General features: G+C 72.0%; 23 protein-coding genes. 11 read left to right on the top strand and 12 right to left on the bottom strand.

Annotated elements, in window-relative coordinates; genetic code table 11:
* Nucleotides 1–38: 38 nt before the first annotated feature.
* Together ACFO60_RS36965 and ACFO60_RS36960 are read right to left on the bottom strand one after the other, a co-directional pair.
* Nucleotides 39–845, bottom strand: a complete 807-nt coding sequence (locus ACFO60_RS36965; protein WP_380850762.1) for an SDR family NAD(P)-dependent oxidoreductase — start codon at nt 843–845, stop codon at nt 39–41.
* Between the two features lie 139 nt (nt 846–984).
* Nucleotides 985–1,434, bottom strand: coding sequence for a MarR family winged helix-turn-helix transcriptional regulator (locus tag ACFO60_RS36960; RefSeq protein WP_380850759.1), 450 nt, complete (start codon nt 1,432–1,434; stop codon nt 985–987).
* Between the two features lie 130 nt (nt 1,435–1,564).
* Between ACFO60_RS36960 and ACFO60_RS36955 the strand changes: the two genes are divergently transcribed.
* Complete coding sequence (locus tag ACFO60_RS36955) at nt 1,565–4,864, top strand: efflux RND transporter permease subunit (RefSeq protein ID WP_380850756.1); 3,300 nt, start codon at nt 1,565–1,567, stop codon at nt 4,862–4,864.
* A 99-nt stretch (nt 4,865–4,963) separates the two neighbouring features.
* On the opposite strand, the gene ACFO60_RS36950 is transcribed toward ACFO60_RS36955, so the two are convergent.
* Nucleotides 4,964–6,199 carry a beta-ketoacyl-[acyl-carrier-protein] synthase family protein gene (locus ACFO60_RS36950; RefSeq protein ID WP_380850753.1) on the bottom strand — a complete coding sequence of 412 codons (1,236 nt, stop codon included), beginning with the start codon at nt 6,197–6,199 and terminating at the stop codon, nt 4,964–4,966.
* A gap of 14 nt (nt 6,200–6,213) precedes the next feature.
* On the opposite strand from ACFO60_RS36950, the gene ACFO60_RS36945 reads away from it, so the two are divergent.
* Nucleotides 6,214–6,861: a TetR/AcrR family transcriptional regulator C-terminal domain-containing protein gene (locus tag ACFO60_RS36945; RefSeq protein WP_380850750.1), complete on the top strand. Its 648-nt coding sequence runs from the start codon at nt 6,214–6,216 to the stop codon at nt 6,859–6,861.
* Nucleotides 6,862–6,960: 99 nt separating this feature from the next.
* Here ACFO60_RS36945 and ACFO60_RS36940 read toward each other — a convergent pair whose 3' ends face one another.
* The 3 genes from ACFO60_RS36940 to ACFO60_RS36930 form a co-directional block, all read right to left on the bottom strand.
* Entirely contained in the window at nt 6,961–7,152 is a 192-nt protein-coding gene (locus ACFO60_RS36940; protein WP_380850747.1) for a hypothetical protein, read from the bottom strand.
* A gap of 174 nt (nt 7,153–7,326) precedes the next feature.
* Nucleotides 7,327–8,451, bottom strand: a complete 1,125-nt coding sequence (locus ACFO60_RS36935) for a lipase family protein (RefSeq protein ID WP_380850744.1) — start codon at nt 8,449–8,451, stop codon at nt 7,327–7,329.
* Between the two features lie 217 nt (nt 8,452–8,668).
* Entirely contained in the window at nt 8,669–8,857 is a 189-nt protein-coding gene (locus tag ACFO60_RS36930; protein WP_380850741.1) for a hypothetical protein, read from the bottom strand.
* A gap of 149 nt (nt 8,858–9,006) precedes the next feature.
* On the opposite strand from ACFO60_RS36930, the gene purB reads away from it, so the two are divergent.
* Nucleotides 9,007–10,434 carry an adenylosuccinate lyase gene (gene purB, locus ACFO60_RS36925; protein ID WP_380850738.1) on the top strand — a complete coding sequence of 476 codons (1,428 nt, stop codon included), beginning with the start codon at nt 9,007–9,009 and terminating at the stop codon, nt 10,432–10,434.
* A gap of 132 nt (nt 10,435–10,566) precedes the next feature.
* On the opposite strand, the gene ACFO60_RS36920 is transcribed toward purB, so the two are convergent.
* A complete protein-coding gene (locus ACFO60_RS36920; protein ID WP_380850735.1) occupies nt 10,567–11,664 on the bottom strand; it encodes a winged helix DNA-binding domain-containing protein in 1,098 nt (365 codons plus the stop codon).
* 693 nt (nt 11,665–12,357) lie between these two features.
* Here ACFO60_RS36920 and ACFO60_RS36915 point away from each other — a divergent pair.
* Nucleotides 12,358–13,158: an SAM-dependent methyltransferase gene (locus ACFO60_RS36915; RefSeq protein ID WP_380850732.1), complete on the top strand. Its 801-nt coding sequence runs from the start codon at nt 12,358–12,360 to the stop codon at nt 13,156–13,158.
* Nucleotides 13,159–13,432: 274 nt separating this feature from the next.
* Here ACFO60_RS36915 and ACFO60_RS36910 read toward each other — a convergent pair whose 3' ends face one another.
* Nucleotides 13,433–14,188: an alpha/beta fold hydrolase gene (locus ACFO60_RS36910; RefSeq protein WP_380850729.1), complete on the bottom strand. Its 756-nt coding sequence runs from the start codon at nt 14,186–14,188 to the stop codon at nt 13,433–13,435.
* Between the two features lie 106 nt (nt 14,189–14,294).
* Nucleotides 14,295–15,497 carry a YbfB/YjiJ family MFS transporter gene (locus tag ACFO60_RS36905; RefSeq protein ID WP_380850726.1) on the bottom strand — a complete coding sequence of 401 codons (1,203 nt, stop codon included), beginning with the start codon at nt 15,495–15,497 and terminating at the stop codon, nt 14,295–14,297.
* 172 nt (nt 15,498–15,669) lie between these two features.
* Here ACFO60_RS36905 and ACFO60_RS36900 point away from each other — a divergent pair, with 172 nt between their 5' ends.
* The 4 genes from ACFO60_RS36900 (at nt 15,670) to ACFO60_RS36885 (ending at nt 17,462) form a co-directional block, all read left to right on the top strand.
* Nucleotides 15,670–16,263 (top strand): TetR/AcrR family transcriptional regulator, encoded by a 594-nt coding sequence (locus ACFO60_RS36900; protein WP_380850723.1) that lies wholly within the window; start codon nt 15,670–15,672, stop codon nt 16,261–16,263.
* Nucleotides 16,264–16,454: 191 nt separating this feature from the next.
* The gene (locus ACFO60_RS36895; RefSeq protein WP_380850720.1) at nt 16,455–16,781 is read left to right on the top strand and encodes a PadR family transcriptional regulator; all 327 of its coding nucleotides are present in this window, start codon (nt 16,455–16,457) and stop codon (nt 16,779–16,781) included.
* Entirely contained in the window at nt 16,778–17,134 is a 357-nt protein-coding gene (locus ACFO60_RS36890; protein ID WP_380850717.1) for a DUF1048 domain-containing protein, read from the top strand. The genes ACFO60_RS36895 and ACFO60_RS36890 overlap by 4 nt, the downstream gene beginning before the upstream one ends.
* Nucleotide 17,135: 1 nt before the next feature.
* The gene (locus ACFO60_RS36885) at nt 17,136–17,462 is read left to right on the top strand and encodes a DUF1048 domain-containing protein (RefSeq protein WP_380850714.1); all 327 of its coding nucleotides are present in this window, start codon (nt 17,136–17,138) and stop codon (nt 17,460–17,462) included.
* 107 nt (nt 17,463–17,569) lie between these two features.
* Here ACFO60_RS36885 and ACFO60_RS36880 read toward each other — a convergent pair whose 3' ends face one another.
* Nucleotides 17,570–20,152: an ATP-binding domain-containing protein gene (locus tag ACFO60_RS36880; protein ID WP_380850711.1), complete on the bottom strand. Its 2,583-nt coding sequence runs from the start codon at nt 20,150–20,152 to the stop codon at nt 17,570–17,572.
* A gap of 713 nt (nt 20,153–20,865) precedes the next feature.
* Here ACFO60_RS36880 and ACFO60_RS36875 point away from each other — a divergent pair.
* Nucleotides 20,866–21,891 carry a DUF4037 domain-containing protein gene (locus ACFO60_RS36875; RefSeq protein WP_380850708.1) on the top strand — a complete coding sequence of 342 codons (1,026 nt, stop codon included), beginning with the start codon at nt 20,866–20,868 and terminating at the stop codon, nt 21,889–21,891.
* A gap of 308 nt (nt 21,892–22,199) precedes the next feature.
* On the opposite strand, the gene ACFO60_RS36870 is transcribed toward ACFO60_RS36875, so the two are convergent.
* A complete protein-coding gene (locus tag ACFO60_RS36870) occupies nt 22,200–23,198 on the bottom strand; it encodes an SDR family NAD(P)-dependent oxidoreductase (protein WP_380850705.1) in 999 nt (332 codons plus the stop codon).
* An 81-nt stretch (nt 23,199–23,279) separates the two neighbouring features.
* Here ACFO60_RS36870 and ACFO60_RS36865 point away from each other — a divergent pair, with 81 nt between their 5' ends.
* Nucleotides 23,280–23,882 (top strand): TetR/AcrR family transcriptional regulator, encoded by a 603-nt coding sequence (locus tag ACFO60_RS36865; protein WP_380850702.1) that lies wholly within the window; start codon nt 23,280–23,282, stop codon nt 23,880–23,882.
* Nucleotides 23,883–24,374: 492 nt separating this feature from the next.
* Here ACFO60_RS36865 and ACFO60_RS36860 read toward each other — a convergent pair whose 3' ends face one another.
* The gene (locus ACFO60_RS36860) at nt 24,375–25,352 is read right to left on the bottom strand and encodes an aldo/keto reductase (RefSeq protein WP_380850699.1); all 978 of its coding nucleotides are present in this window, start codon (nt 25,350–25,352) and stop codon (nt 24,375–24,377) included.
* A gap of 321 nt (nt 25,353–25,673) precedes the next feature.
* Between ACFO60_RS36860 and ACFO60_RS36855 the strand changes: the two genes are divergently transcribed.
* Nucleotides 25,674–26,237 (top strand): DUF3887 domain-containing protein, encoded by a 564-nt coding sequence (locus ACFO60_RS36855; protein ID WP_380850786.1) that lies wholly within the window; start codon nt 25,674–25,676, stop codon nt 26,235–26,237.
* Nucleotides 26,238–26,280 lie beyond the last annotated feature (43 nt).

The following is a 26,280-nucleotide window of genomic DNA, read 5'->3' as shown; positions in this document are numbered from 1 at the left end:
ACTTTGTAAAGCCGCCCGGTCCGGTCGGCATGTTCTCGTCAATGAACGGAGAAACCCCCGTCGACGCAGATGATCTGCCCGGTGATGTACTCGGCGGCGTCGCCGGCCAGCAGGACGGCGACGCCGGCGAAGTCGGCGGGGACGCCGTTGCGTCCGATCATCGAGCGGGCGGCGAGCGCCTCGGCGCGCCCGGGTATCGCCTGGGCGGGCGCGGTGAGCGGGGTGAGCACGAACCCGGGCACGAGGGTGTTGCTGCGCACCCCGTGCCGGGACCACGCCTCGGCCTGGGAGCGGGTTAGCCCGGTGATGGCGGCCTTGCTGACCCCGTAGACGCCGCTGTCGCCGAAGGCGCTGATCGACTGCTGGGAGCCGACGTTGATGATGCGGCCCCAGCCCCGCGCGGCCATGCGGGGGCCGAAGTGCCGGCCGAGGGTGTACGGGGCGGTGACGTTGACGCGCATCGTCGCCTCGTAGTCCTCCGTGGTGAGCTCGTGCATGGGCCGGCGGATGTTGTTGGCGGCGACGTTGGCCAGGATGTCGATCTCGCCGAAGAATCCGGCGGCCTGGTCGCACACGCGGAGCACGTCCGCGGGGTCGCCGAGGTCGGCGGAGATGGCGGCCACGCGCACCCCGTGGGCGCGCATGCGCTCCGCGGCGGCGTCGAGCTCGGGTCTCCTGCGGGCGACGATGACCACGGCGGCGCCGGCCCGGCCGATCGCCTCGGCCATGGCCAGGCCGATGCCGGAGCTCCCGCCGGTGACCAGGGCGGTGCGGCCGGACAAGGAGAACAGCGCTTCGAGATGCCCGGCCCGCGCGGGCCCGGTGGTGTCGTCCCCAGTGGTCATGGGCCCCGAAGCTACCGCACCGGCGGCCGGCCTCCGCCGCCGCCCGGGCACCCGCGGGCGGTGACGACCGGGCGGCGGGTCCTTCGTGGTGGGACGGGGAAAGAGGAGGGCGCGACGGCCGGGGAGCGCGGGGCCGTGGTCAGCAGGGGCCGTACACCTCGGCGGCGGCCGCGCGCAGTTTGGTCATGACGTCGTCGAGGCTGCGCAGGGTGGCGGTGTCGAGGCGGTCGAGCAGGCGCCGGTAGCCGCTGAGACCGGCGTCGATGAGCTCCTCGGTCATGCGGCGCCCCGCGTCGGTGAGCTCGACGCGGCGGATGCGGCGGTCGCTGGGATCCTCACGGCGGGTGACCAGGCCTTGGGCGACGAGCCGGTCGACGATGCCGGTGACGGTTCCGAGACCGGCGCCGAGGGTGGCGGCGAGCTCCTGGCCGGAGGCCGAGCCGCGGCCGGCCAGGATGAGGGTGACCTTGAGCTGTTGCATGGTCAGGTTGAGGGCCAGCAGCGGCAGCGAGCGGTCGTTGGAGAACGCGCGCCCCAGGGCGTGCTGTGCCTCGCCGATCCGGGTGATGAGCTCTTCCCTGTCGTCCACATTCACCTTCCGCGCGGGCCTGATCAGGTTACCAGGAGTTCATGACGGCGCTAAATATTCGTTCTACGCGAAGTGTTAGCATTGCCGGAAACTTTTGGGTACTCGCCCGCAAACCGGGAGGTCCACGCCAATGACCGCTCTGGCCAGGCTCAGCCTTGCCAACCGCAGCCTCGTCATCATGGTCGCGGTCGTGATCAGCGCGTTCGGTGCCTTCGCGATCCCCTCGCTGAAGCAGCAGCTGCTGCCCTCGTTGTCGTTCCCCGGGGCGTTCGTGGTGGCGCCGTACGCCGGCGCCGCTCCCGACATCGTCGAGGAGCAGGTCACCAAGCCCATCGAGAGCGGGTTCCAGGGCATCGCCGGCGTCACCGAGGTGACCTCGACCTCCCGGGAGGGCATGGCGCAGATCCAGGTGTCGTTCGAGTACGGCACCGACATCGAGGCGGCGGTGGCCAAGCTGCAGCAGGCCGTCGGCCGGCTGAGCGGCCGGCTGCCGGCCGGGGTCGAGCCGACCGTCGTGGCCGGCAACACCGACGACATCCCGGTGATGGTGCTGGCGGTGGGCGACGGCGGCGACCAGCGCGCCATGTACGACAAGCTGAACCGCATCGCGGTGCCCGAGCTGCGGGGCGTCACCGGCGTGCGCGAGGTGTCGGTGACCGGGGCGCGCGACCAGACGGTCGTCATCACCCCCAACCTCCTCAGCATGGCGCTGCACGGCGTCTCGCCGCTGTCGATCCCCGAGGTGCTGCGGGCCAACGGCACGCCGATCCCGGCGGGCAGCCTCACCCAGGACGGCAAGACGCTGACGGTGCAGATCGGCCGCCGCATCGCCTCCATCGACGATCTGCGCGAGCTGTACCTGACTCCGCAGGCGCCGGCGGCGCAGGCCCAGACCCCCGCCTCCCGGCAGGGTGCGCCAGGTGGCGCCGGTGGCGCCGGTGGCGCGGGCGGTCAGGGCGCCGCGGCCCGGCCGGGCACGATGGGCACGGCGGGTGCGGCGGGTGCGGCGGGTGCGGTCGCGGCCAAGCCCAAGCCGGTGAAGCTCGGCGAGGTGGCCACCATCGAGGAGAAGCCGGCCGAGGCGACCACGATCACCCGGACGAACGGCACGCCGAGCCTCGGCATGTCGCTCACCATGACCCCTGACGGCAACGCCGTGCAGATCTCCCACGACGTGCGCGACAAGCTGGCCGGGCTGACCCGGGCGCTGGGCGACGCCGCCGAGATCACCGTGGTGTTCGACCAGGCCCCCTACGTGGAACGCTCGATCGAGGACCTGTCGACCGAGGGCCTGCTCGGCCTGGTCTTCGCGGTGCTGGTCATCCTGTTGTTCCTGCTGTCGCTGCGCTCGACGCTGGTCACGGCGGTGTCCATCCCGCTGTCGGTGATCATCGCGCTGATCGCGCTGTGGGCGGGGGACTACTCGCTGAACCTGCTCACGCTCGGCGCGCTGACCATCGCGATCGGCCGGGTGGTGGACGACTCGATCGTCGTGCTGGAGAACATCAAACGGCACCTGGGCTATGGGGAGGCCAAGCGCGAGGCGGTGCTGACCGCGGTGCGGGAGGTGAGCGGCGCGGTCACGGCCTCGACGCTCACCACGGTGGCGGTGTTCCTGCCGATCGCCTTCGTCGGCGGCATGATCGGCCAGCTGTTCGCCCCGTTCGCGATCACGGTGACGGTCGCGTTGCTGGCCTCGCTGCTGGTGTCGCTGACGGTGATCCCGGTGCTGGCCTACTGGTTCTTGAAGGCGCCGCGCCTGTCGCCGGAGCAGGCGCTGCGGGTGCGGGAGGCGGCCGAGGCAAAGGAACTGCGCAGCCCGCTTCAGCGCATGTACCTGCCGGTGCTGAGGTTCGCGACGCGGCACCGGGTGGTCACTCTTCTCGTCGGGGTGCTGGTGTTCGCCGGGACGCTGGGGCTGGCGCCGGGGCTGAAGACCAACTTCATCGACTCCTCGGGCAACGACACCATCTCCCTGACGCAGAAGATGCCGGCGGGCACCGACCTGGCCACGACCGACGCGGCGGCCAAGAAGGTCGAGCTGGTGCTGTCCTCCATCGGAGACATCGCCTCCTACCAGGTCAACGTGGGGTCGGGCGGCACGTTCGCCGGCGGGGTGGGCGGCTCCGCCGACCGGGCGTCATACTCGGTGACCGTCGCCGAGGGCGCCGACACCCCCGCGCTGGAGAAGACGCTGCGCGAGCGGCTGGCCGCGCTGACCGGCGCGGGCGAGGTCACCGTCGGAGGGCAGGGCGGCGGCGGGTTCGCCTCGGACCGCGCCGAGGTGATCCTTCAGGGGCCGAGCCTTGAGGCGCTGAAGTCCGGGGCCGACACGGTGGCGGCGGCGATGCGCGGCATCGGCGGGCTGCGCGATGTGGCCTCCAACCTCGAGTCCAGCGCGCCGCGCGTGGAGGTCCGGGTCGACCGCCGCAAGGCGGCCGCGGCCGGGCTGACCGAGACGGGCATCGGGCAGAGCGTCGCCCAGGCGTTCCGTGGCGCCCCGGTCGGCCAGCTCACCCTGGACGGGCGCACCAACGACGTCATCCTGCGCACCGGGGCCAAGACGCCCGGCGACCTTTCGGCCGTCCGGTCGCTGAAGCTGCTCACCGCCTCGGGGACGGTGAAGCTGTCCAGCGTGGCGGAGGTGCGCCAGGTCGCGGGACCGACGCAGATCACCCGCAAGGACGGCGACCGCACCGCGTCGGTGTCGGCCGCGGCCGAGGCCAGCGACCTGGGCAGCGTCACCACCGAGATCACCGAGCGGATGCGGTCGCTGACCCTGCCGGCCGGGGTGAGCTACAGCATCGGCGGGGTGAGCGCCGACCAGGAGGAGGCGTTCTCCCAGCTGGGCCTGGCGATGCTGGCGGCCATCGCCATCGTCTTCATGATCATGGTGGCGGCGTTCCGCAGCTTCGCCCAGCCGCTGATCCTGCTGGTGTCCATCCCGTTCGCGGCGACCGGCGCCATCGGCCTGCTGCGGGTCACCGACACCCCGCTGGGCGTCCCCGCCCTGATCGGCATGCTGATGCTGATCGGCATCGTGGTGACCAACGCGATCGTGCTGATCGACCTGATCAACCAGTACCGAGAGCAGGGCATGGGCGTGGTGGAGGCGGTCTTGGAGGGCGGCAGGCGCCGCCTGCGGCCGATCCTGATGACCGCGATCGCCACGATCTGCGCGCTGACCCCGATGGCGGTCGGCCTGACCGGGTCGGGCGGCTTCATCTCCCAGCCGCTGGCGATCGTGGTCATCGGCGGCCTGGTGTCCTCCACCCTGCTGACCCTGGTCTTCGTCCCGACGCTGTACACCATCGTCGAACGCACCAAGGAACGGCTCCGCCGGCGGCGGCCTTCGTCCGGCGATCGGGTACATCCGGGTGCCGGAGACGAGGGACGGCGAAAAGTCGATCTCCCCGTCCATTCGACGTGACGCCGTCCAGGCGAAGGCGGCGCGCCGCGGCCTCCACATAGCGGACGGTGAGCGGCCGGACGAACGACCGGTCGCGAGGCCTGCCGCCGGCCGGGGAGATCAGGGGGCGGTGAGGAGCAGGGAGACATTCTGCCCGCCGAACCCGAAGGAGTTGCAGAGCGCCGCCCCGAGGCGCTGCTCACGAGGCTCGCCGCTGACGACGTCCAGCTCGATCTCGGGGGCCTTGTGCTCGAGGTTGAGGGTGGGCGGGATGACACCATTGACGACCGACAGAAGGGTGATGATCGCCTCGACCGCGCCGGCGGCGCCGACGAGGTGGCCGATGCTGGATTTGGGTGCGGTGAGAACGACGTCGTCTCCGAGCGCCCGCTGGATGGCCACCGCTTCCCCTGCGTCGCCCACGACGGTGGACGTCGCGTGGCAGTTGACGTGATCGACGTCCGCGCTCTGGAGTTCCGCGGACGCGACGGCCTTCAGGATCGCCCGGATCTGGCCGGCGCCCGCCGGGTCGGGGCCGGTGATGTGGTGGGCGTCGGAGGTGATGCCGAAGCCGGCCAGCCGGCCGATCGGGCGAGCGCCCCGCCCGGCCGCGAAGTCCGCGCGCTCCAGGATCATGGCGCCGGCGCCCTCGCCGAGCACGAAGCCGTCACGGCCGACGTCGAACGGCCGCGAGGCACGTTCGGGGTCGTCGTTACGTTGTGACAACGTGCGTGCCTGGCCGAACCCGGCGATGGTCAGCGGCGCGATCGCGGCCTCCGAGCCGCCGGCGATCACGACATCGGCCTCGCCGGACCGGATCAGCCGGGCGGCGAGGGCGAGGGCCTCGGCTCCCGATGCGCACGCGGAGACCGGCGTGTAGACGCCGGCGCGGGCGCCGTACTCCAGGCTGACCCAGGCGGCCGGCCCGTTCGGCATCAGCATGGGGACGGTGAGAGGAGATATCCGGCTGGGCCCTTTCTCCTCTATCACGTCGTCCTGGGTCAGGAGGGTGTTGAGGCCGCCGATGCCGGTGCCGATCACCACCGCGAGGCGGACCGGGTCGACTTCAGGTGCGGCGGCGTCGGCCCAAGCCTGCCGGGCGGCGACGAGCGCGGCCTGCTGGCAGCGGTCCATGCGCCGGGCCTGGACGCGGGGCAGCACTTCGTCGGGGGAGACGGCCATGGGGGCGGCGATCTTCGTGGCCAGCTCATCGGCGTGGCGGAACGACGACATCGACTCGTCGATTCTGCGTACGCCGGAGCGCCCCGCGAGCAGCCCCTCCCACAGGGAGGCGACGTCCCCGCCGAGCGGTGTGGTCGCGCCCAGTCCGGTGATGACGACGTCGTGTGCGCTCATGCCGACCTCCTCGAGTGGCGCTGTACTGGGGTTTGCGCGAACCTAGTTGTATCGCATACAAATATGTGGTGTCCACGAGCGAACCGCCCCGCAGCCGCGGCCGGCGCACCCGCGCGCAGCTCCTCGAACAGGCCGTGACGCTCTTCGCCGAGCGCGGCCTGGACTCTGTGAGCGTGGCCGAGATCGCGGCCACTGCCGGCGCCCATCCGAACCAGATCACCTACTACTTCGGATCCAAGGACGCGTTGTTCGTTCACGCGGCGTTCCTGATGCTGCTTCGCGACGCCGAACGGCTGGAACCGATCGGTCACCGGCAGCGCACGCCCAAGACGTTCCGCGAGGCGCTGGCGCGCGCGGCGCTGGCACTACCGGCGGTGCCGATCGCCGTCCAGGCGATGTCGATCACGCGTCACCGGCCCGAACTGCAGCCGTTGGTGCAGCAGAACCTCGCTCTCCTGTTCCGTCAGGCCCAGCGATACCTCACCGCGGTCCTTGAACGCCACGACTGGGTCATCGACCGGCCCGCCGGCACCGAGGCGCGAACCTTCTGGAGCGCCGTCCTGGGGGCGCGGCTGATCTCAGAGTCCGGCTTCGACGGCCGCTCCGGCGACATCGACCTCGCCGGAGTACTCACCGTCCGTGCACGGTCGGCGCATGAATGAGCGGCGCCAGAACCCGGTCCGCCCGTCGATCCCGGCACGGTTCACCGCACGGAGGCGATGTCGTCGGCTGGGCCCGCCACCGGCCGGGCGGCCGGGGAATCAACGCAGGGGGATTTGAGGAAGCGATCGGTGGCCTGGGTCGTTCACCGTGATCGGGCCGGGGCCGCTTGTCTCGGCGCCGGGATTGTCGCTGCCGGCCATGATGCCCGAGACGATGAGGTAGAGCAGAGCGACCACCACGGCTGTGACGCCGCCCGGCACCAGCTTGGACTTGATGGCCGACCGGCGCATGAGGAGTCCCCTTCCTGCTGTACTGGGACATCGCCCCCCGGGGAGACCGCCCCCTCGACCCGCACCTGTTCTCGTACTACTCCCGTCGCGTCCGGCGGTCAAGGGCAGGCGCGGACCGCGACCTGCCCGGCGGACATATCGGCGATCGGGCTTGGGCCGGGCGAGGCGTGAGGGCTACCGCAGGAGTGAGGCGGTCCACCGCGTCACCTGCCGGGCGATCTCCGGCAGCAGGGTGATGTGGTCGGCGCCGGGCACCGGCAGGAAGGTGACGTCGGTTCCGGCGGCGGACAGCTGCCGTACGGTCAGCTCGGTGAGGGCGAGGGGGACCCCGGTGTCGGCGGCGCCGTGCGCGATGTACACCGGCTTGGGGTAGCGGGCCACGACGACCTCGTCGTCGGTGAGGGCGCGGGCCATCACCTCCGCCAGCGCCGCGGGGTCCTTCACCATCTCACCGTTGGTGCGCCCGGCCGCGGCCTGGAGCATCTCGCCCGCGCACACCCGCCCGGCGAGGCGCACCAGCTCCAGCCCGGCGGGGGTGAACCAGTCGGCGGGCCGGAAACCGGGTTCGGTGAGCGCGAGGGCGTGCCCGGTGTAGGGCACGGTGAAGGGGAGCGGCGCGGCCGGGTCGCGGAACGCCGGGCTCGCCAGTTGCACGCCCCACTGCGTGATCGGGGCCATGGCGATCGTGCCGGCGTGCCGGAGCGCGGGCGCGTACCGCTGGGCCAGCGCCGCGGCGAACAGCGCGGCGTGCCCGCCCAGCGAGTATCCGGCCGCGACCCACGATCGGGAGACGGGGGCGACGTTCCGGGCGGCCCGCACGATGTCGATCATGTTGTACGCCTCGGACGCGCCGTTGACGCCGGGGCCGTCCGCCGGGGTGCCGAGGCCCTCGTAGTCGGTGACCGCGACCGCGTACCCGGCGGCGATCAGCGCCTCCTGCACCGCCCGTTCCCACGGGCTCGGCCCGGTGCGGGACGGCCCGCACGCGTCGCCGAGGCCGTTGAACCCGTGCCCGAAGGACACCACCGGCCAGCCCCCGGACGGGGGACGGCCCGGCGGCAGGGACAGGGTGCCGCTCACGACCGCCGGCCCGCCGTTCCAGGAGGTGGACAGGTAGCGCAGCGACCACGACCGCCCGGCGCCGGCGAGCCGCAGCGGCCCGGCCAGCGGCTCCAGCCGCACCGGGGCGCCCCGCCACTCCCCGCCGCCCTCCGGCGCAGCGCCCGCGTGTGCGGGCGCTGCGCCCACGAGCAGCGCGAGGGCCGCGATGAGCGCGATCAGCGCGCGCTGGATCGGCAAGGTGTCTCCAGAGGTCCTATGGATCCGCTGGACGGAGTCTCCCAGGCGGCTCGGGGGTGTCAAGATCGGCGCCGGATCCGGCCATCGCGGCGGGCGGACCCACCGGCCACCCTCGGGGCGGACGGGCCCGGGGGGTGAAACTTCCACGCCGGCCCTCTGCGCGCCACGTACGGCGGCTCTGGGCACGGGTCGAGGAACCCAGAAGCGGCCGCTCCTGTCACCTGCATGTCCTCACCTCCTGCGGCGGCGAGGGTGTGGCCGAGGCCGGCGCGGTCGCGGCGGGGCCGTCCTTTGGCCAGACGCCAGGTGACTCCCCGCCGGCGTCGGGTGCGGCGGAGTAGGCGGCGCTGTCGGCGTCCGTCGGGTGGTACGACTCGATCGCGATCTCGTCCAGGGTGAGGTCCATCGGAGTGCCGAACGGGGTCGTCGTGGAGAACAGCCGCAGTTCGCATCACGGAGCGTTCCGGAGGCCGGGCGGCGGGCCGGCAGGTGACGGTGCGCGACGCGGGCCCTCGCCAGGCATCCGCCGGACCGGCACCTCTACACTGGGGCGACGTGACCAAGCCGCGTATTCCCAATGTCCTGGCGACCCGCTATGCCTCACCCGAGCTGGCCCGCCTGTGGTCGCCCGAGCACAAGGTGGTGGCCGAGCGGCGGCTCTGGCTGGCCGTGCTGCGGGCCCAGGCCGAACTGGGCGTCCCGGTGCCGCCCGGCGTGGCCGAGGACTACGAGGCGGTGGCCGAGAAGGTCGACCTCGACTCCATCGCCGAGCGCGAGCGGCTCACCCGCCACGACGTCAAGGCCCGCATCGAGGAGTTCAACGCCCTGGCCGGGCACGAGCACGTGCACAAGGGCATGACCTCCCGCGACCTGACCGAGAACGTCGAGCAGCTGCAGATCCGCGACAGCCTGCTGCTGACGCGCGACCGCTGCGTGGCGCTGCTGGCCCGTCTGGCCGAGCTGGCCGCCCGGCATTCGGGCCTGGTGGTGGCCGGCCGCTCCCACAACGTGGCCGCACAGGCCACCACCCTGGGCAAGCGGTTCGCCACCGCGGCCGACGAGCTGCTGGTCGCCTTCGCCCGGCTGGAGGAGCTCATCGCCCGCTACCCCCTGCGCGGCATCAAGGGCCCGGTGGGCACCGCGCAGGACATGCTCGACCTGCTCGGCGGCGACGCGGCCAAGCTGTCGGTCCTGGAGGAGCGGGTGGCCCGGCATCTGGGGTTCGCCACCGGGTTCACCAGCGTCGGCCAGGTCTACCCGCGATCATTGGACTACGAGGTGCTGACCGCCTTGGTGCAGCTGGCGGCGGCGCCGTCCAGCCTGGCCAAGACGATCAGGCTGATGGCCGGGCACGAGCTGGTCACCGAGGGGTTCAAGCAGGGCCAGGTGGGCTCCAGCGCCATGCCGCACAAGATGAACACCCGCTCCTGCGAGCGGGTCAACGGGCTGACCGTGGTGCTGCGCGGGTATGCCTCGATGGCAGGCGAGCTGGCCGGGGACCAGTGGAACGAGGGCGACGTTTCCTGCTCGGTGGTGCGCCGGGTGGCGCTGCCGGACGCGTTCTTCGCCTTCGACGGGCTGGTGGAGACCATGCTGACGGTGCTGGCGGAGTTCGGCGCGTTCCCCGCGGTGATCGGGGCCGAGCTGGACCGCTATCTGCCGTTCCTGGCGACGACCAAGATGCTGATGGCGGCGGTGCGGGCCGGGGTGGGCCGTGAGACCGCCCACGAGGTCATCAAGGAGCACGCGGTCGCCTCGGCGCTGGCGATGCGCGAGACCGGCTCGCCCAACCTGCTGCTCGACCGCCTGGCCGCCGACGAGCGGTTCCCGCTGGACCGCGCGGCGCTGGACGCCCTGCTGGCCGACCCCGCGCCGTTCACCGGCGCCGCCGCCGCTCAGGTGGACCAGGTGGTCGCGCGGGTCGGCGAGGTCGCCGCCCGCCATCCGCGGGCGGCCGCCTACCGTCCGGGCGCCATCCTGTGACCCACGATCCGGTGGCTGTGCCAGTGGAGTAGCCGTGCCGGGGGAGCGGGCTCTGGTGCCCGGCCGGACGCCTCGACCGTCGCTCCCGCGCCCCCACGAGCGGCTCGCGGGGGCGCTTGGCGGGGGTGCCGCTCAATGGGGGGAGGCGGCGATCCGCACGCGGTGGCTGTCGCCGTCGGAGAGGAACGAGGCCAGCTCCCGTCCCTGCTCGGCCACGGCGGTGCGGTCGGCTCGCGAGAGGCGGCGCAGCGGGGCGACGATCACGGTGCCGTCCTCGGCGCTCCAGGTCGCGGTGACCCGCCCGTCGACCAGGACGACGCGAGCGCCGGCGACCGACAGGCCGCGGTGGGCGTCGTCGATGATCCGCCCGCGGTCGTGGTAGCCGAGGATCGCGTTGTCGAACGCCGGCAGGAACCGCACCGGGGCGGGGGTGTCGGGGTCGGGCCGCGGCGCGCCGGGGAGATCCAGCAGTTCCCGGCCCCGCTCGTCGCGGAAGGTGACCAGCTCCTCGCGTATCGCGGCCACCGCGGCCGGCAACCCGGCCAGGCCGCACCAGGCGCGCAGGTCGGCCGCGGCGGCGGGGCCGAACGCGGCAAGATAGCGCCGCACCAGCGTCTCGCCGACCGGATCGGAGCCCTCCGGCGCCGGCGGGTCGATCTCGCGTTCCAGCCAGGAGGAGAGCAGGCGGTTGCGCACTCCCGCCCTGGTGCGCCACAGCCCGCGCGGCGGCAGCTGCGTCACCGGCAGGACGGCCATCAGCATCTCGCCCAGCGCCCGCGGCCCCGGCGCGGGCCAGCGTCCGGCGAGCATGCGCGCGAGCTCGGTCATCGAACGGGGTTCGCCGTCGGCCATCACCGCCCGGCCCGCGTCCGCGAGCTCGTCGAGATCCACCCCGGCGAGCTCACGGCGGTAGACCCCGAGCACCCGCTGGCGCAGCATGACGTCGTGGCGAGCCCGCCAGGCCAGGGCGTCGCCCGCGGTGACAAGGTGGACGGTGCGGCGCATGAGGTGGGTCCGCACCACGCCGCGCCCGATCAGCAGGTCCGACAGCACCGCCGGGTCGAACGCGCGCAGCCGCGACCAGAGCCCGACGAACGGCTCCTGCGGCTCCTGCGCCTGCAGGCCGCACAGGTGCGCCACGGCGTCGAGGACCGGAACGTCGGCGTGATCGAGCAGCAACTGCCGGGCGAGCGTCGCGCGGTTGAGCGCCCGGACGCCGAGAACGGTCATCGGGCTGTACGGCGCGGCGCCCGCCGGTCGCGGCCGGGGTCGCGGCCGGCGCCTGGCAGGGCGACACGTGCCGCCGCGGGCGCGGCCAGCGGGTCGCCGCGCCCGTTGGTGAGGGGCGAAGGGGAGACGGTCACGGCGTTTCGGCCCTCCGGGTCGTTGACGGACACATGTCCACGCTCGCAGGTGAAGCGGCCACTTCCTGACCGCTTGCCGGACACGGCATGGGGATCACGGCGGTGCCCTCGACACGACCCCTGTCGTCGCTCGCGCTGTTCCGGGAAACGCTGCCGGCGGGGCGGTCGCTCGACGATCTGAGATTACTTTGTAAAGCCGGTTGGCTGGTACATGGTACTGAAGTACATAAAAGACACCCGCCGAGAAGGCGAGCCGCCGCGTTGCTCCTCGCCTCCCCGGGGCGCATGATCCTGCAGCCGGTCCCTGCCCGTCGCCGGGTCCGCCGCGACGGCCGTCCCCGCCTCGGGGGACGGATAGATCGGTGTCGGTTCAAGAGCGTCAAGGTGGTGATGGGCCTGCTCGAGGGGGAGCGGCGCCGGCGGCGTGCCGGGGCCGTGGAGCCGGTGGATCCGCGTTGAGGACGTGCCGGCCGGTCGCCGGGCCTGCGATGATCGGGCCGACCGCATGTCACCGGCGTCCGTCGCCGGTGTTCTCCCACTCGACGAGGAGGGTGCTGCCATGACCGACGAGCAGAGGTACGCGCCGATCGACACCACCACGCCGCATTCGGCGAGGGTGTGGAACTACTGGCTGGGGGGCAAGGACAACTATCCGATCGACCGGCAGGTGGGGGAGCAGGTTCGCCAGGTGTATCCGGGCATCGTGGAGGTGGCGCGGCATTCTCGTGCCTTCCTCGGGCGGGCGGTGCGGTACCTGGCGGGTGAGGCGGGCATCACGCAGTTCCTGGACGTGGGCACGGGGCTGCCCACGGTCGACAACACCCATGAGGTGGCCCAGCGGATGAACCCCGTATGCAAGATCGTTTATGTGGACAACGATCCACTGGTGCTGGTGCACGCCCGTGCCCTGTTAGCCGGCACGCCGGAAGGGGTGTGCGAGTACATCGACGCCGATGTCCGCGATCCGGAGCGGATCTTGGAGGAGGCCGCCCGGACGCTCGACTTCACCCGGCCGATCGCGCTGATGATGCTGGGCATCTTGGGCAACGTGTGGGACGACGAGGAGGCCGGCGCGATCCGTGACCGTCTGGTGGCGGCGTTGCCGCCGGGCAGCCACCTGGTCCTGGAGGACGGCACCGACGCCGTCGACCCGGAGGCGGCCGCCCAGGCGCAGAAGACCCGCGCGGAGGCGGGGGATCCCTACAAGTTGCGAACGCCGCAGCAGATCGCGGCGTTCTTCGACGGGCTGCGCCTGCTGGAGCCGGGTGTGGTGTCGGTGTCGCGGTGGCGGCCGGAGCCCAGCGCCTGGGGGCTGCCCGAGGAGGTCACGGCGTTCTGCGGCGTCGCCGTCAAGGCGTAGCGCGGTCGCCGGGACCTACCACGCCGGCCGGTTCACCGAAGTGCCGCGGGCCGGCGAACCGCCGCGCGTGCCGGCCTCGGCCGACCGCGGGCCGGGGCGGCTGTGGCGGCCGGGTACCCCGCTCGCCGCCGGCACCCCGGCCGCCGATGTCCGCGTCGGCCATGCCCGCCGCTCAGCCGTCGATTCGCCGGATGGGAAGGATGGCCCTGAGCGTGAGCGAACAGCTGGGCGCGGAGGGCTTCCCAGAGCGCCGGCGCGCGGCGTTGCCTCGGCGCTACGCTTGGCCGGCCAGCGAAGATCTTGTGGTGACTGCTCTGGTGGCAGGCCGCGCGGTGGAGCTGTCCCGATCCTCGCCATCATCGGGGTCCACGACCTGGAGCAGGATCTCCAACAGGTCCTGCGGCGCGTCCCGCATGAGGTTGTGGCCGCTGTCCAGAGCGTACGTCCGCCACGAGGGGTTTTCACGCAACCGCTGGTAGACGGGAGTGAACGGGGATTGGCCGTCCCAGCCCGCGGCGTACACGTAGGACCTGCGGCGGATGTGCGCGAGGTCGCTGGTGAGCTTTAGTGGCTGGAGCAGGGAGGCCAGGGGGTGGGGCGTGGCCCGTGGGTCGAAGAAGGGCAGCGGCCGTACCGCGTAGCCGGTCTCCACCACGTCCATGTACCATCGGCGCTCCTGGTCGGAGACCAGACTCCAGGTGGAGTCGCCGGGCTCCGGCACCATGGCGTCCAGGTACACCAGGGCCTTCACCCGTTCGGGTGCGCGGTCGGCGGCACCGGTGATCACCATGCCCCCGTAGCTGTGGCCGACCAGCACCGCATCCTGGATGTTTTCAGCGGCTAGCACGCCGGTGACGTCCTGGATGTGCGTGTCGAGGTTCACTCCGCCGTGCAGCAGATGGCTGCGCTCGCTGAGCCCGGTCAGCGTCAGCGGGTAGACGGCATGCCCCTGCGCGCGGAGTCCGCCGGTGAGCTCCTCGAAGCACCAGCCGCCGTGGCACATCCCTGGGATGAGCACGAAGTCGCCCATGATCGTTCTCTCTTTCTCTTGTCGGATTTGGTGTCCGGCGACGTGTGAGGCGCTGCCCGGGAGAACGCCGACCGCATGCGCGGTCTTCTGTGCCGGGTCGCCGGTGTCAGGCGCGCGTCTCAGTTGTGTGCCGGGCCCGGCCGGGCCGAGGTGCGCCGGGGCGTGTGCGGCCTCCGGCGATGGCGATCGCGGAGGCCGCGGCGCACAGGATCGCGGTCCACGCCAGCGTGGCCTCGGTCGAGGTGTGATCGGCGACCATGCCGGCGATCCACGGCCCGGCGGTCTGCCCGGCCGCGAACAGCGTGGTGAAGGCCGCCAGCGTGGCGGCCCAGTCGGCGGGCGGGACGTTGCTCTTGATGAGGGCGGTGATGGCGGCGGGAACGCCCATGAATGTCGCCCCGTAGATGATCGCGGAGGCGAGGACGACCGGTGGCGTGGGTGCCGCCAGCGCGAGCGCCGCTCCGCCGGCCAGGATCGCGAGCAGGGTGGCCAATGCCCGGGTGGCGGCCCACTCGGCGGTGGGGCGGCTCCACAGCGCGGGCGCCGCAATGACGGCCAGGCCCAGCGCCGTCCAGGTGAGCACCACCTGCCCGAGCGAGGCGTGTTGGTCGGCGAGGTAGGCGGACAGGAAAGTGATGTAGGTGATGTACCCGGCGGCGAACAGCAGGTATGCCAGGGCGGTCCCCCACAGCGGGCGCACGCGGAACCGGCCGGCCGCGGCGGTATGCGCGTCCTCGCCCGTGCCTGCCGCGCTCCAGCTCGCCACGGTCGCCAGTGCGGCAGCGACGGCCAGGCCAACCCAGGCCAGGCGCCAGTGCTCCCCCAGCGCGGGGATGCTCACCCCGCTGACCACGATGCCCAGCCCAGTGCCGGCGAAGTACACGGTGATGGGCGCGCTGGAGGCCGCGCGGGCGGCGACGCGCGAGGCGATCACGCCGCCGGCGACGAACACCACCGCCCCCGCCGCTCCGGCTGCGGCCCGCGCGGCCAGCAGCGCCGGATAGGCGTCGCTCGCCGCGGTGGCAGCCAGCGACACGGCCGTGAGTGCCATCCCGACGCGGAAGGCGGCGGCGGTGCCCCAGCGGCGCACGACCGCGGCGGTCACCAGCGCGCCGAGGAGGTAGCCGAGCCCGTTGGCGGTGCTCATCGCCCCCGCCTCGGCCAGGGTCCAGCGCAGGTCCTCGCGCATGGACGGCAGGAGCAGGCCATAAGCGAAGCGCGCGAGCCCGAGCGCCGAGGCGGTGCCGAGCGCCAGCCGGCCCGTCTGCCACGCCGCCCGGGGCTCCGCCTTGGGCGCCGTCCGCGTCATCGGTCCCATCTCTCGGCGGCGCCATCGCCGCGAGGGGCCGCGTCCCGCACGTCCGAGACGTTCCGGATTCGCGGTGTGGCGAAAAGGTCCGGCATGACACTCCAAAGATCGAACCGATCGGTACGAACTCGGATGCTAGCAGTAGAACGAACCGACCGGTACGATCTAGGGCATGCCCATTCCCAAAGGCTCGACGATCGACCCAGAGCGCACCCGGGCGGCCATCCTCGAGACGGCCACCCGGGAGCTGTACGCGCGCGGCCTCGACGGCATCGGCGTTGCCGAGCTGTGCACCCGCATCGGAGTGTCCAAGGAGACGCTCTACCGGCACTTCGGCACCAAGGACGCCCTCGTGGAGGCCATGCTGCAAGCGCGCAGCGAGCGGGTCGCGAGCTGGCTGGCCGAAGCCGCCGAAGCCGCCGGGGACGCCCCCGGCGAGCAACTCGCCGCGGTGTTCGACGCCCTCCAGCGGTGGTACGACGATCCGGTCTTCCGTGGCTGCGCGATACTGAACGCGGCAGCCCAGCACCACGTCGACGCCGTTCGCACTATCACCGCGCGCCACCTGGACCGCTACCTCGACCTCCTGACCGGCATCGCCGGTCGTGCCGGAGCCGTCGATCCGCCCCTTCTGGGACGACAACTGCTCATGCTGGTCGAGGGGGCGACCGTCATTGCCGCGCATCACGACGCGGCCGACGCCGGAGAGGCCGCCCGCAAGGCCGCGCTCACCTTGCTGTCCGCCGCCGCTCGCCCCAGCCTCTAAGACCGGCCTTCCTGGCTTCCCGTCTCGGCCGCCGAGCCCGGTCAGGCTGAATGTCCACGACCAAAGGGACACCGCGGCGGCCGGCCACCGGTCATCACCGACGACATGCTGCACGCCGTGGTTCACTACTTTGTGGTACCGTGTACTGGTACTCGGTACTACAGAGTACCTGGAGACCGAAGAGGACCAGCATGGACGACCTGACGGAGATGCTGAAGGGCACGCTCGAAGGCTGCGTGCTCGAAATCATCGGCAGCGAGGAGACCTACGGGTACGCCATCACGCGTCGGCTGAACGAACTCGGCTTCGCCGACGTCGTCGAGGGGACGGTTTACACCATCCTGCTACGGCTCGAGAAGAACGGGCTCGTCCAGGCGACGAAACGACCGTCCGGGCAGGGCCCGCCACGCAAGTTCTATGCGCTCAACGACGCGGGACGCAAAGAACTCGCGACGTTCTGGGCGAAATGGGAGTACATCACGTCACGGATCGACAAGCTCAAGGAAGGCGGGAGATGAACCTCTGGGAGACCATGACGGGCAGCGACCTCACCAGGGAATGGAAGGCGTTCGAAGCCCGGGCCATGGCACTGCCGCCCGGCCACCGGGCGGCGTGGGAACAGATCAAGGGTCATCTTTTTCCCCACTCGGATTTCACCGGCCGAAACCTGATGCCGATTCTCGACGGCGCCCTGGGGCTGCTCGAAGAGACGGCGGCCGATGGGCAGAGCATTCACGAGGTGCTCGGTGACGACATCGGGGGTTTCTGCGCGGCGCTGGCCGGCGGGGGAGGGGGCCGGAACTATCGCGACCGGTGGCGCGAGCAGTTGAACAGGAACGTCGCGAGGAAATTGGGCCGGCTAGGAGGCTGACGTGGGCATCCACGACATCATCGAGGGCAAGAAGCAATGGCGGGCGCACATGGCGCGGGTCAAGGCGCTCCCGCCGGACTATCAGATCGTCTATAAGGAGATGCAGAAGTACCTCTTCAAGATCGGACCGATCGACTTGCTCGGCGGTTCCCTGCTCCCAGGGATTCTCGATTTCTTCGAGGAGGGCGTCGCGGCCGGCAAAGGAGTCCTGGAACTCATCGGCGACGATGTCGCGGCCTTCTGCGACGACCTGGTCAAGGACTCGCGCACCTACGCGGACATCTATCAGGAGTCCATCAGCGGAAAACACGACACGGCCGAGAAATGACATCCGGCGACCGGCGGAATTCTTCCATGGGTGGGCGAAGGGGAACATCGGGCCCGTGACCCGCCGATCCTCTCCGAAGGCCGGCACCTCGACCATGGGTTGAGCGGTCATTCGGGCACCGTTCTTCGCTCCGTGATCGTGCGGGCGATCTCGGGTGGGGGCGGGCCCGCGTGCAGGACGCCCAGGCGGCGGGTGGCCCGGGTCAGGGCCACGTACAGGTCGTTGCGGCCACGCGGGGAGGCGGCCACGATGCGGGCCGGGTCGGCGACGAGCACGGCGTCGAACTCCAGCCCTTTGGCCTGCCGGACGCCGAGCACCACCGCCGGGCGGGTCAGGTCGGGGTGAGGGCCGAAGGAGACATCGGGAACGACCTCGGCGACGGCGGCGCCCAGTTCGGAGGCCCGCGCCTGAGGGACGATCACCGCGAGCCGTCCGCCTCCGGCCGCGGTCTCGGCGGCGGCCAGCTCGGCCAGCACCGTGGGCAGCGCGGCGGCGGTGGTGCGGACGCGCCAGGGGCGCACGCCGGTCCGGCGCACCGATCGGGCCGGGGGAGTGCCCGGGCTGATCGCGGCCAGCAGGTCCGCGGCCGCTGTCATGATCTCGGCGGGGGTGCGGTAATTGACCGACAGCCGGACCAGGCGGAACCGGTCGCCGACGTGCGGGCCGAGCACCTGTTCCCAGCTGGAGGCGCCCGCCGGGTCACCGGTCTGGGCGAGGTCGCCGACCACGGTCATCGACCGGCCGGGGCAGCGCCGCATGAGCATCCGCCAGGCCATCGGGGACAGCTCCTGGGCCTCGTCTACGATGACGTGCCCGAATGCCCAGGTGCGGTCGGCGCGCGCCCGCTCGGCGACCGTGGCCGGCGAGGAGGAGTGGTGGCGTTCGGCGAGCGCGCGAGCGTCGATCAGGTCGGCGGCGGTCAGGACGTCACCGGTTCCGCCGAGCGGATCCGCCCCGCCGGGGCCGCTCGGCCCGTCGCCGGCGTACGGTGCGCCACCGCCGCCACGGGAGGCGGCGGCGATGTCCAGCACCCCCTGCGCGTAGGCGACCCGCCGCGCGTGCTCGCGAGACTCCCGTGCCCGCGCGGCCTGGTCGTCCTCGCCGAGCAGTTCGGCCGCCTCGTCCAGCAGGGGGACGTCGGCCGGGCTCCAGCCGCCGCCGGGCGCCCGGACCAGCAGGGCGCGTTCGGCGGGGGTGAGCCCGGGGGCGGCGCGCTCCAGGCGGGAGGGGTCGGCGTACAGCCCTTCCAGCAGCCGCTGGGGTGTCAGCGCGGGCCACAGGGCCTCTATCGCGGCGCGCACGCCGGAATCGTGGCGCAGTTCGCGTTCCAGGGCCGGCACGTCGGCCGCGCCGAGGAGGTCTCCTGGGCCGCCCTGGTCGCCGGTGCGGTCGAAGACGCCGTCCATGGCGGCCAGGTCGGCGCGGATCGCCTCCCGCACCCCGGACTCGGCCAGCACGTCGGCGATGTCGGCCTCCAGGCGGTCGGCCAGGTCACGGGCGGCGCCGGCCAGCCGGCGGGCGAGGTCGGCGATGACCTCGCGGGCGAAGACCTGCCGGGCCCGGTTGTAGGGCAGGCCGGTCCGCGCGGCCCGCCCGGCGGCGCGCCGGCACGCCGGGCCGTCCAGGAGCAGGCGCTCGCCGGCGGCTTCGACGGTGATGCCGCCGACGGGAGGGGTCCGGTGTTCGCGCACGGCGGCGGCGACCATCGCGGCCATCTCGGCCCTTCCCTTGACCTCTGCCGCGGCGAGGCTCTCCCCGCGGTCGGCCTCGACGCCGGGGTACAGCCCGGCCACCGTCGACAGCAGCGCGCCGGTCTCGCCGAGACCGGGCAGTACCCGCCCGATGTAGGTGAGGAAGGCGGCGCTGGGGCCGACGACCAGTACGCCGCCGGCGGCCAGCCGGGGCTGGGTGTAGAGCAGGTAGGCGGCGCGGTGCAGGGCGACGGCGGTCTTGCCGGTGCCCGGGCCGCCCTGGACGACCAGCACGCCGCGGTGGCCGGAGCGGATGACGGCGTCCTGTTCGGCCTGCAGGGTGGCCACGATGTCATGCATGCGGCCGGTCCGTTCGGCCGACACCGCCGCCAGGAGCGCGGCTCCGCCGACCAGGGGGATGTGCTCGCCCTGGCCGGTGAACCTGTCCTCGGCCGCCGTGGCCGGGGGAGGACTGTCCGCGGAGGGGGTGCCGTCGACGGGTCCGTTCACGGCGGATCCGTGTTCGGCGCGTCCAGGTGGCTGCGGCCGTGTGAGGATCTCGTCGTCCAGGTCCACCACCCGCCTGCCGCGGGTGACGATATGGCGGCGACGGCGCACTCCTTCGGGGGCGAGAGCGGTGGCGACGTAGAAGGGCCGGGCGGCCGGGGCGCGCCAGTCGATCAGCAGGGGGTCGCCCTCGTCGTCCTCGGCGCGCAGCCCGACGCGGCCGATGTAGCGGCGTCCGCCGTCGCGCAGGTCCAGCCGGCCGAAGCACAGGCCGTCGTCGGCCGCCTCCAGCCGGGCCAGCCGCTCGGCGTGACGGGCGACGGCGGCGTCGCGTTCGGAGCGTGCCTGCGGGGTGCCGCCGTTCTCGCGCGACGCCGCGGCCAGCCGGCCCGCCGTCGCGCCGCGCAGTGCGTCGAGCCTCTCGTAGAGGGTGCGAAGGTGGCGCTGCTCGCCTTCGATCTGGGCGCGCAGAACGTGGTCTTCGTGGGTCACCGGGTCCGCCCTGTCGTGTGCCGTGTCGCGTCATGCCTTCGGGTGAGCCCAGGGTGAGGCATGAGCTGTATGGAAGAACAGTCTTGTTCTTCCCGGCGGTGTCAGCCGGGGGCTCGGTGGCAAGGGGAGGGGATCCGGCGAACCGGCCACTGAGCTGGGAGGTGCGGGGCTGGGCAGGGGAGGCGAGTGGTCTCACGACGGCCCCGCCGCGGTTGGAGGAGAAGGCCGGAGACGGTGGAAGAGGGCGCGGACGCGGCGCCTGGTTCCGGATGACCGATGCGACACGATCAGAGAAGCGGATACCCTTTGAACTTACTTTGTAAAGGCCGCGGAGTCGCATACAGAACCTCCCATCAGGAAAACACCTAAAACCCGCTCCGGATCAGTACTTCGGGAAGGGCGTCCGGCGTGGTCAGGGATGGCGGCGGGGGATCGGAGGGTCGTGCGCCGCAGGTCCAGATGACGGGCATTGGCGCCTGACGCCCCCGGGCCACACGCCTGTGGGCGCCGCCGTCCTGGCCTTCGGCGAGCGCCGGTGCCACTTCGGTGGCTACGGCGTCCCCGGCCAAGGCGCCGGCCAGGTGAACGGGGGTGGGTCCCCATGGAGATCCGCCGTTTTCCGGAGTCGCGTACGGCGCGGGGGAAAACCAGGTGAAGCGCGACGGCCGGCGAGGCACAGTTGTTGAGTGATGTCCGATTTCGCTGCTGGTTTCATGCCAGGTCTTCCTTTGTCGCGCGCGTTCTACACGGAGGTGGTGCGCCCGCTGATCGGCCAGGTGCCGCACGGCGCCGCGCTGATCGGCCCGGGCTCGGAGGTACTGGCGTTCGACACCGAACGTTCGGCCGACCACGACTGGGGGCCGCGCGTGCTGGTGTTCGTGGAACCCGGCCAGGAGGCCGCTCTGTCGCAACGGCTGGGAGGCGCGCTGCCCGAGCGGTTCCGCGGCTATCCGACCGTCTTCGGGTCTGACCGGAACCCGCCCCGCCACGGCGTGGTGGTGACCGTGTTCGAGCAATGGGCGCACTCTCGGCTGGGGTTCGACCCGCGCGGGCCGATCGGCACGGCCGACTGGCTGGGGGTGTCCTGGCAGCGGCTGGCCGAGATGACCAGCGGCGAGGTCTTCCACGACGGGCTGGGGGAGCTGGCGGTGGCCAGGGCCAACCTGCGCTGGTATCCCGACCAGGTCTGGCGGTACGTGCTGGCCTGCCAGTGGCGGCGGGTGGGTGAGCTGGAGAGTTTTCCCGGACGGTGCGGCGAGGTCGGCGACGACCTGGGGTCGCTGCTGGTCACCGCCCGTCTGGTGGAGGAGCTGATGCGCCTGTGCCTGCTCATGCGCCGCCGCTACCCGCCCTACGCCAAGTGGCTCGGCAGTGCGTTCGCCCGGCTCGGCGGGTCGGCGGAACTGGGGGAGATGTTCGCGGCGGCGCTGGCGGCGCGCGGCTGGCGCGAACGTGAGGAGCATCTGTGCCGCGCGTACGAGCGGGTGGCGGGGCTGCACAACAGGCTCGGGCTGACCGAGCCGCTGCAGGCGTCGGTGCGCGGGTACTTCGACCGGCCGTTCCGGGTGATCGGCGCGGACCGGTTCGCCGAGGCGCTGCTGGGCACGGTGGATTCGACGGTGCGGAGCCTGCGGGCGCCCGGGTCGGTCGACCAGTTCTGCGACAGCGTGCAGGTGCTCGGCGACAGCGCCCGTTCCCTGGCCGTTTCCCGGGCCCTGCGCGGCCCGACCGGGCCGTGAAGCCGACCGGGCTGTGACCCGTGCAGGGCCGTGGTCCGGGGTCGGAGGTGACGCCGATTCGCCGCTGATGCGAGGTCGGCGTCCGGCTGGGTGGGCCTGTGGCGGTGCGCGGCGGGAAGGCGCCTGACCGCGGTGACCGCTTCGGGCATGTGGTCGCGCGGAGGATGTCCATCGCCGTGGGCACGACCTTGGTGCTCGGCGACCGCCGCCCTGTTCCGGCTTCCGGATCCGGCCGGTCGTTGGGGCCGAGCGCCGTTCGTGCCTGGACCGCGTGCCTGAGCTCGTGGTCTGGACTGTGCGCCGTCGCGTCAGGCGGAAGCGTTGCCGGACCGGCCTCCCTGGTCCAGCAGGGCGTTGATCATCTCCTGAAGCCGGTCGCGTCCGATAGCGCCGAGTGCGCCGGTCAGGGCTTGGGCGAGTTTGTCGAACGGGTCGTCCATCGGCAGTTCCTTCACCTTCTCGGCCAGTTCCTCCACGCTCCACAGCCCGTCCTTGTGGATGTGGCCGCCGAGGACCCAGCCGTGGTTGACCGCGACCGTTCCGCCCCGCACCGACAGCACCTGGCCGGTGAGCGGGCAGGTTGCGCCGGCCAGGTAGGCGGCGACGGGTGCGCAGGTGGCCGGGTGCAGCGGGTCGAACCGGCCCGGGGGTGGTTCCTCGCTCATGCCGGGAACGGCGGCAGTGATACGGGTACGGGCCATCGAGGGCGAGATGCAGTTGACCCGGACGCCGTAGCGGCCGAGTTCAAGGGCGGCCACGGTGGTCAGCGCCGCGACCCCGGCGTTGCCTGCCGCGTAGGAGACCTGCGCGGGCAGTGGGTTGAGGAGCCCGGAGCCGGAGGAGGTGTTGACCACGGCGCGGTCGGCGTGGATCCCTGCCTGATACCGGTCGCGCCAGTGGCGGGCCGCCCAGTGCGTTACCGCGAAGGTGCCTTTCAGCTTGACGGCCACGACGTCATCGAAGTCCTCCTCCGACAGGTCGGTCAGGCCCATGTTCCGTTCGGTGGTCGCGTTGTTGACCACGACGTGGAGGTCGCCGAAGGACTCCAGGGCCGTCTCCACCATGCGGCGGGCGCCGTCCCAGTCGGCGACGCTGTCGGTGTTGGCGACAGCCTGTCCGCCGCGGGCGGTGATCTCTTCGACGACCTTCGCGGCCACGCCGGCGTCGCCGCCCGTGCCATCGATGGCGACGCCGGGGTCGTTGACGACGACTTTGGCGCCTTCGGCGGCGAAGAACAGCGCCTCTTCCCGCCCGATGCCGCGCCCTGCCCCGGTGATGAGGACGACGCGTCGGTCCAGACTTCCCATGAATGATCACCTTCAATGACTGCAGTCCATGTAGTGATTCACAGTATGCATCAATTCGGAAGATGAACTAAACTGCCCTGCATGGCGGAGACACGCGGACTGCGGGAGCGCAAGAAGCAGCGCACCCGGCAGGCACTGATCGAGGCGGCGGTGCGTCTGTTCGAGGACAAGGGCTACGACCACGTGACCGTGGCCGAGATCGCCGACGCCGCGGAGGTGTCCCCCCGCACCTTCTTCCTCCACTTCCAGGCCAAGGAGGATGTGCTGCTGGCCAATGCCGACGTGCGCGTCGATCTGGCGCTGCAGGCGATCGCCGAGCGCCGCGCCGGAGAACGGCTACCCGAAGTGCTGGTGCGGGCGATGGACCAGATGATCGCCAACACCTGGGACAGCGACCTCCCCAGCGGGCTCGCGGCACTTCGCGCACGGCTGGTGGCTTCGGTGCCGGCCCTGCAGGCCCGGCTGCTGCAGCGTTACCTCACCGCGCAGACCGAACTGGCCCAGGCGCTGCAGGGGGCATTCCCCGGCAGACTCGACACGATCACCGCCTCCGCTGCGGTCGGCGCGATGGTGGGCGCGGTCAGCGCATCCGCGCTGACCGCGCTGCAGCGCGGCGACGGACCTGACGAGGTGCGCGACGCCATGCGGCAGGCCATGGCCTTGGTGGCGCGATCCGTCGCCTGACCCCGTCCATCCCGCAGGGAGTCGGTGATCGTTGGGAACGGTCGAAGAAGCGGTCCCAAGGGTTGGGCGGGATCGTCCGGGCATCGGACACTCCGCCTTTGACCGGGCGCGGGTCGCCCGCGGAAGGGGTACGGGCGGGCGGGACGCGGGTCGGTGAGGAAGACGGGGCTTCGGGTGCGACCGGCGGGCAGGCGTGGTGGCAGCCGGGCGGTGCCGGACTGCCACAAGATCCAGCCGGTGGCGCCTCCCTTGACAGCGCCTCGGCCGGCCATGTGCGTGATGACAGCCTGTGATCACGTACATGGCCGGCCGTCGATCATGGTGGAGCAGGCGATCCGGTCCAGAGGTCGTCTTCGGCGGGCGGGCCGCCCACCCGCTGGGGGAGTGGCCGGGATGTTCGCCCTCCGCCCGCGGCCAGGCTCCGGGGCCCGGGCCGCGGGCGTCGGGTCACCGAGCACCGGAACACCGGGCCCCCGTCCACCGGGCCCCTGGCTACCAGCGGGGGTGCACCTGCGGGCGGATCAGCTCGTCGTACACCCGGGACACCGCCGCGTGCGTCTCCTGCGGCAGGGCCGGCAACCGCGCGGCGGCGGCGTTGGCCACCGCCTGGCGCTCGTTGCGGGCGCCGGGGATGACCACGCTCACGGCCGGGTGGTCGATGATCCAGCGCAGCGCGAACTGCGCGGTCGTCATCCCGTCCGGCACCAGCGGCTTGAGCCGCTCCACCGCCTTCAGGCCGGTCGCGTAGTCCACTCCTGAGAACGTCTCGCCCACGTCGAACGACTCGCCGTGCCGGTTGTAGGCGCGGTGGTCGTCGGCGGCGAAGCTGGTGTGCTCGTCGTAGCGGCCCGACAGCAGGCCGCTGGCCAGCGGCACGCGCGCGATGATGCCCACCCCCGCCTCGGCCGCCGCTGGCAGCACCCGCTCCAGCGGCTTGAGCCGGAAGGCGTTGAAGATGATCTGCACGCTCGCCACGCCGGGCCGCGCGATCGCGGTCAGCGCTTCCTCGCAGGTCTCGACGCTCACGCCGTAGGCGGCGATCCTGCCCTCCTGCACGAGGGTGTCCAGCGCGTCGTACACCGCCTGGTCGCTGTAGACCGGGGTCGGCGGGCAGTGCAGCTGCACCAGGTCGATGGTGTCGACGCCGAGGTTCTGCCGCGACCGGTCGTTCCAGGCCCGGAAGTTGTCCAGGGTGTAGGCCGAGGGCACCTGTGGCACGCGCCGGCCCATCTTGGTGGCCACCGTCAGTCCGGGCCGCTCCTTCAGCAGCCGGCCGACGATCTGCTCGCTGCGTCCGTCCCCGTACACATCGGCGGTGTCGATGAAGTCCACTCCGGCGTCGACGGCGGCGTTCAGCGTCGCCAGCGCGTCGTCCTCGCTGACCTCACCCCAGTCGGCGCCCAGTTGCCACGCTCCGAGGCCGACGACCCCGACCTGCCTGCCCGTTTTTCCCAATTCACGCTTTTCCACATGCCCGATCGTACGGGCCGGCCTTCGCCGCCCGGCACCAGGTCCGGTGCGGCCCGTGATCACAGCCGCCGCATGCGCATGAATCGTGCGCCGCATGGGGGGGTGCCGGTCCCTCTTGGCGCCATGGGTGATGGCCAGGCGGGAGGCGATCTCGCGTAGGCCGAGGTCTTGGTCGCGCAGGTGCAGGGCCATGGACGGCATTCCCTCATCGGTGAGGGTGGCGCCGCGGAGCGGTCCCTGCTGGCGCACAGTCACGTGTAAAGCTATGGTTTACACGTGCAAGAAAATTTGACAGACGCGCTGCGGGCCTTGAAGGCGCACATGGAGGCGTTCCTCGCGTCACGCGTCCTGACGAGGAGCGACGACTGGGCCGACTCGATAGGGCGCGCCGTGAGCATGCAGGCGGCCGCCGATGACGTCGTGCGGGCTGTCGTGCAGCAGGCGCGCCAGAACGGCGCTACGTGGCAGGTCATCGGTGATGCGCTCGGCGTGAGCCGGCAAGCGGCGTTTCAGCGCTATGGCAAACCGATCGATCCAAGAACAGGAGAACCCATGAACACCACGCCCCTAGCCGGCGTTGCCGAACTGGCCGTCTCGGTGATCGAGGACCTCGCGTCCGGGCAATGGTCGCGTGTCACCGAGCAGTTCGATCCGCGCATGCGCGATGGCCTGTCGGAGGACGCGCTCGCGGCCGCGTGGGCGCAGATCGTCGGCCTGTCGGGAGCTTTCGAGGGGCTTGGAGAGCCTGAGGTCACCCGGGCCGGCGACGTGACGATCACGAACACGCCGCTTGCGTTGGAGGCGGGCGACTACACCGCGCGGATCGCGTTCCGCGACGACCGCACCATCGCCGGTCTGCACATCCTCGAAGGGCAGACGTCGTGACCATCGAATCTCCGAGCGGCTCGAAAACGGCCACGACCCGAGG

The sequence above is a fragment of the Sphaerisporangium dianthi genome (assembly GCF_042654065.1).
GTDB lineage: Bacteria > Actinomycetota > Actinomycetes > Streptosporangiales > Streptosporangiaceae > Sphaerisporangium > Sphaerisporangium dianthi.
The sequence above is the reverse complement of the archived record's forward strand: the minus strand, read 5'-3'. Positions and strand labels throughout refer to the sequence as shown.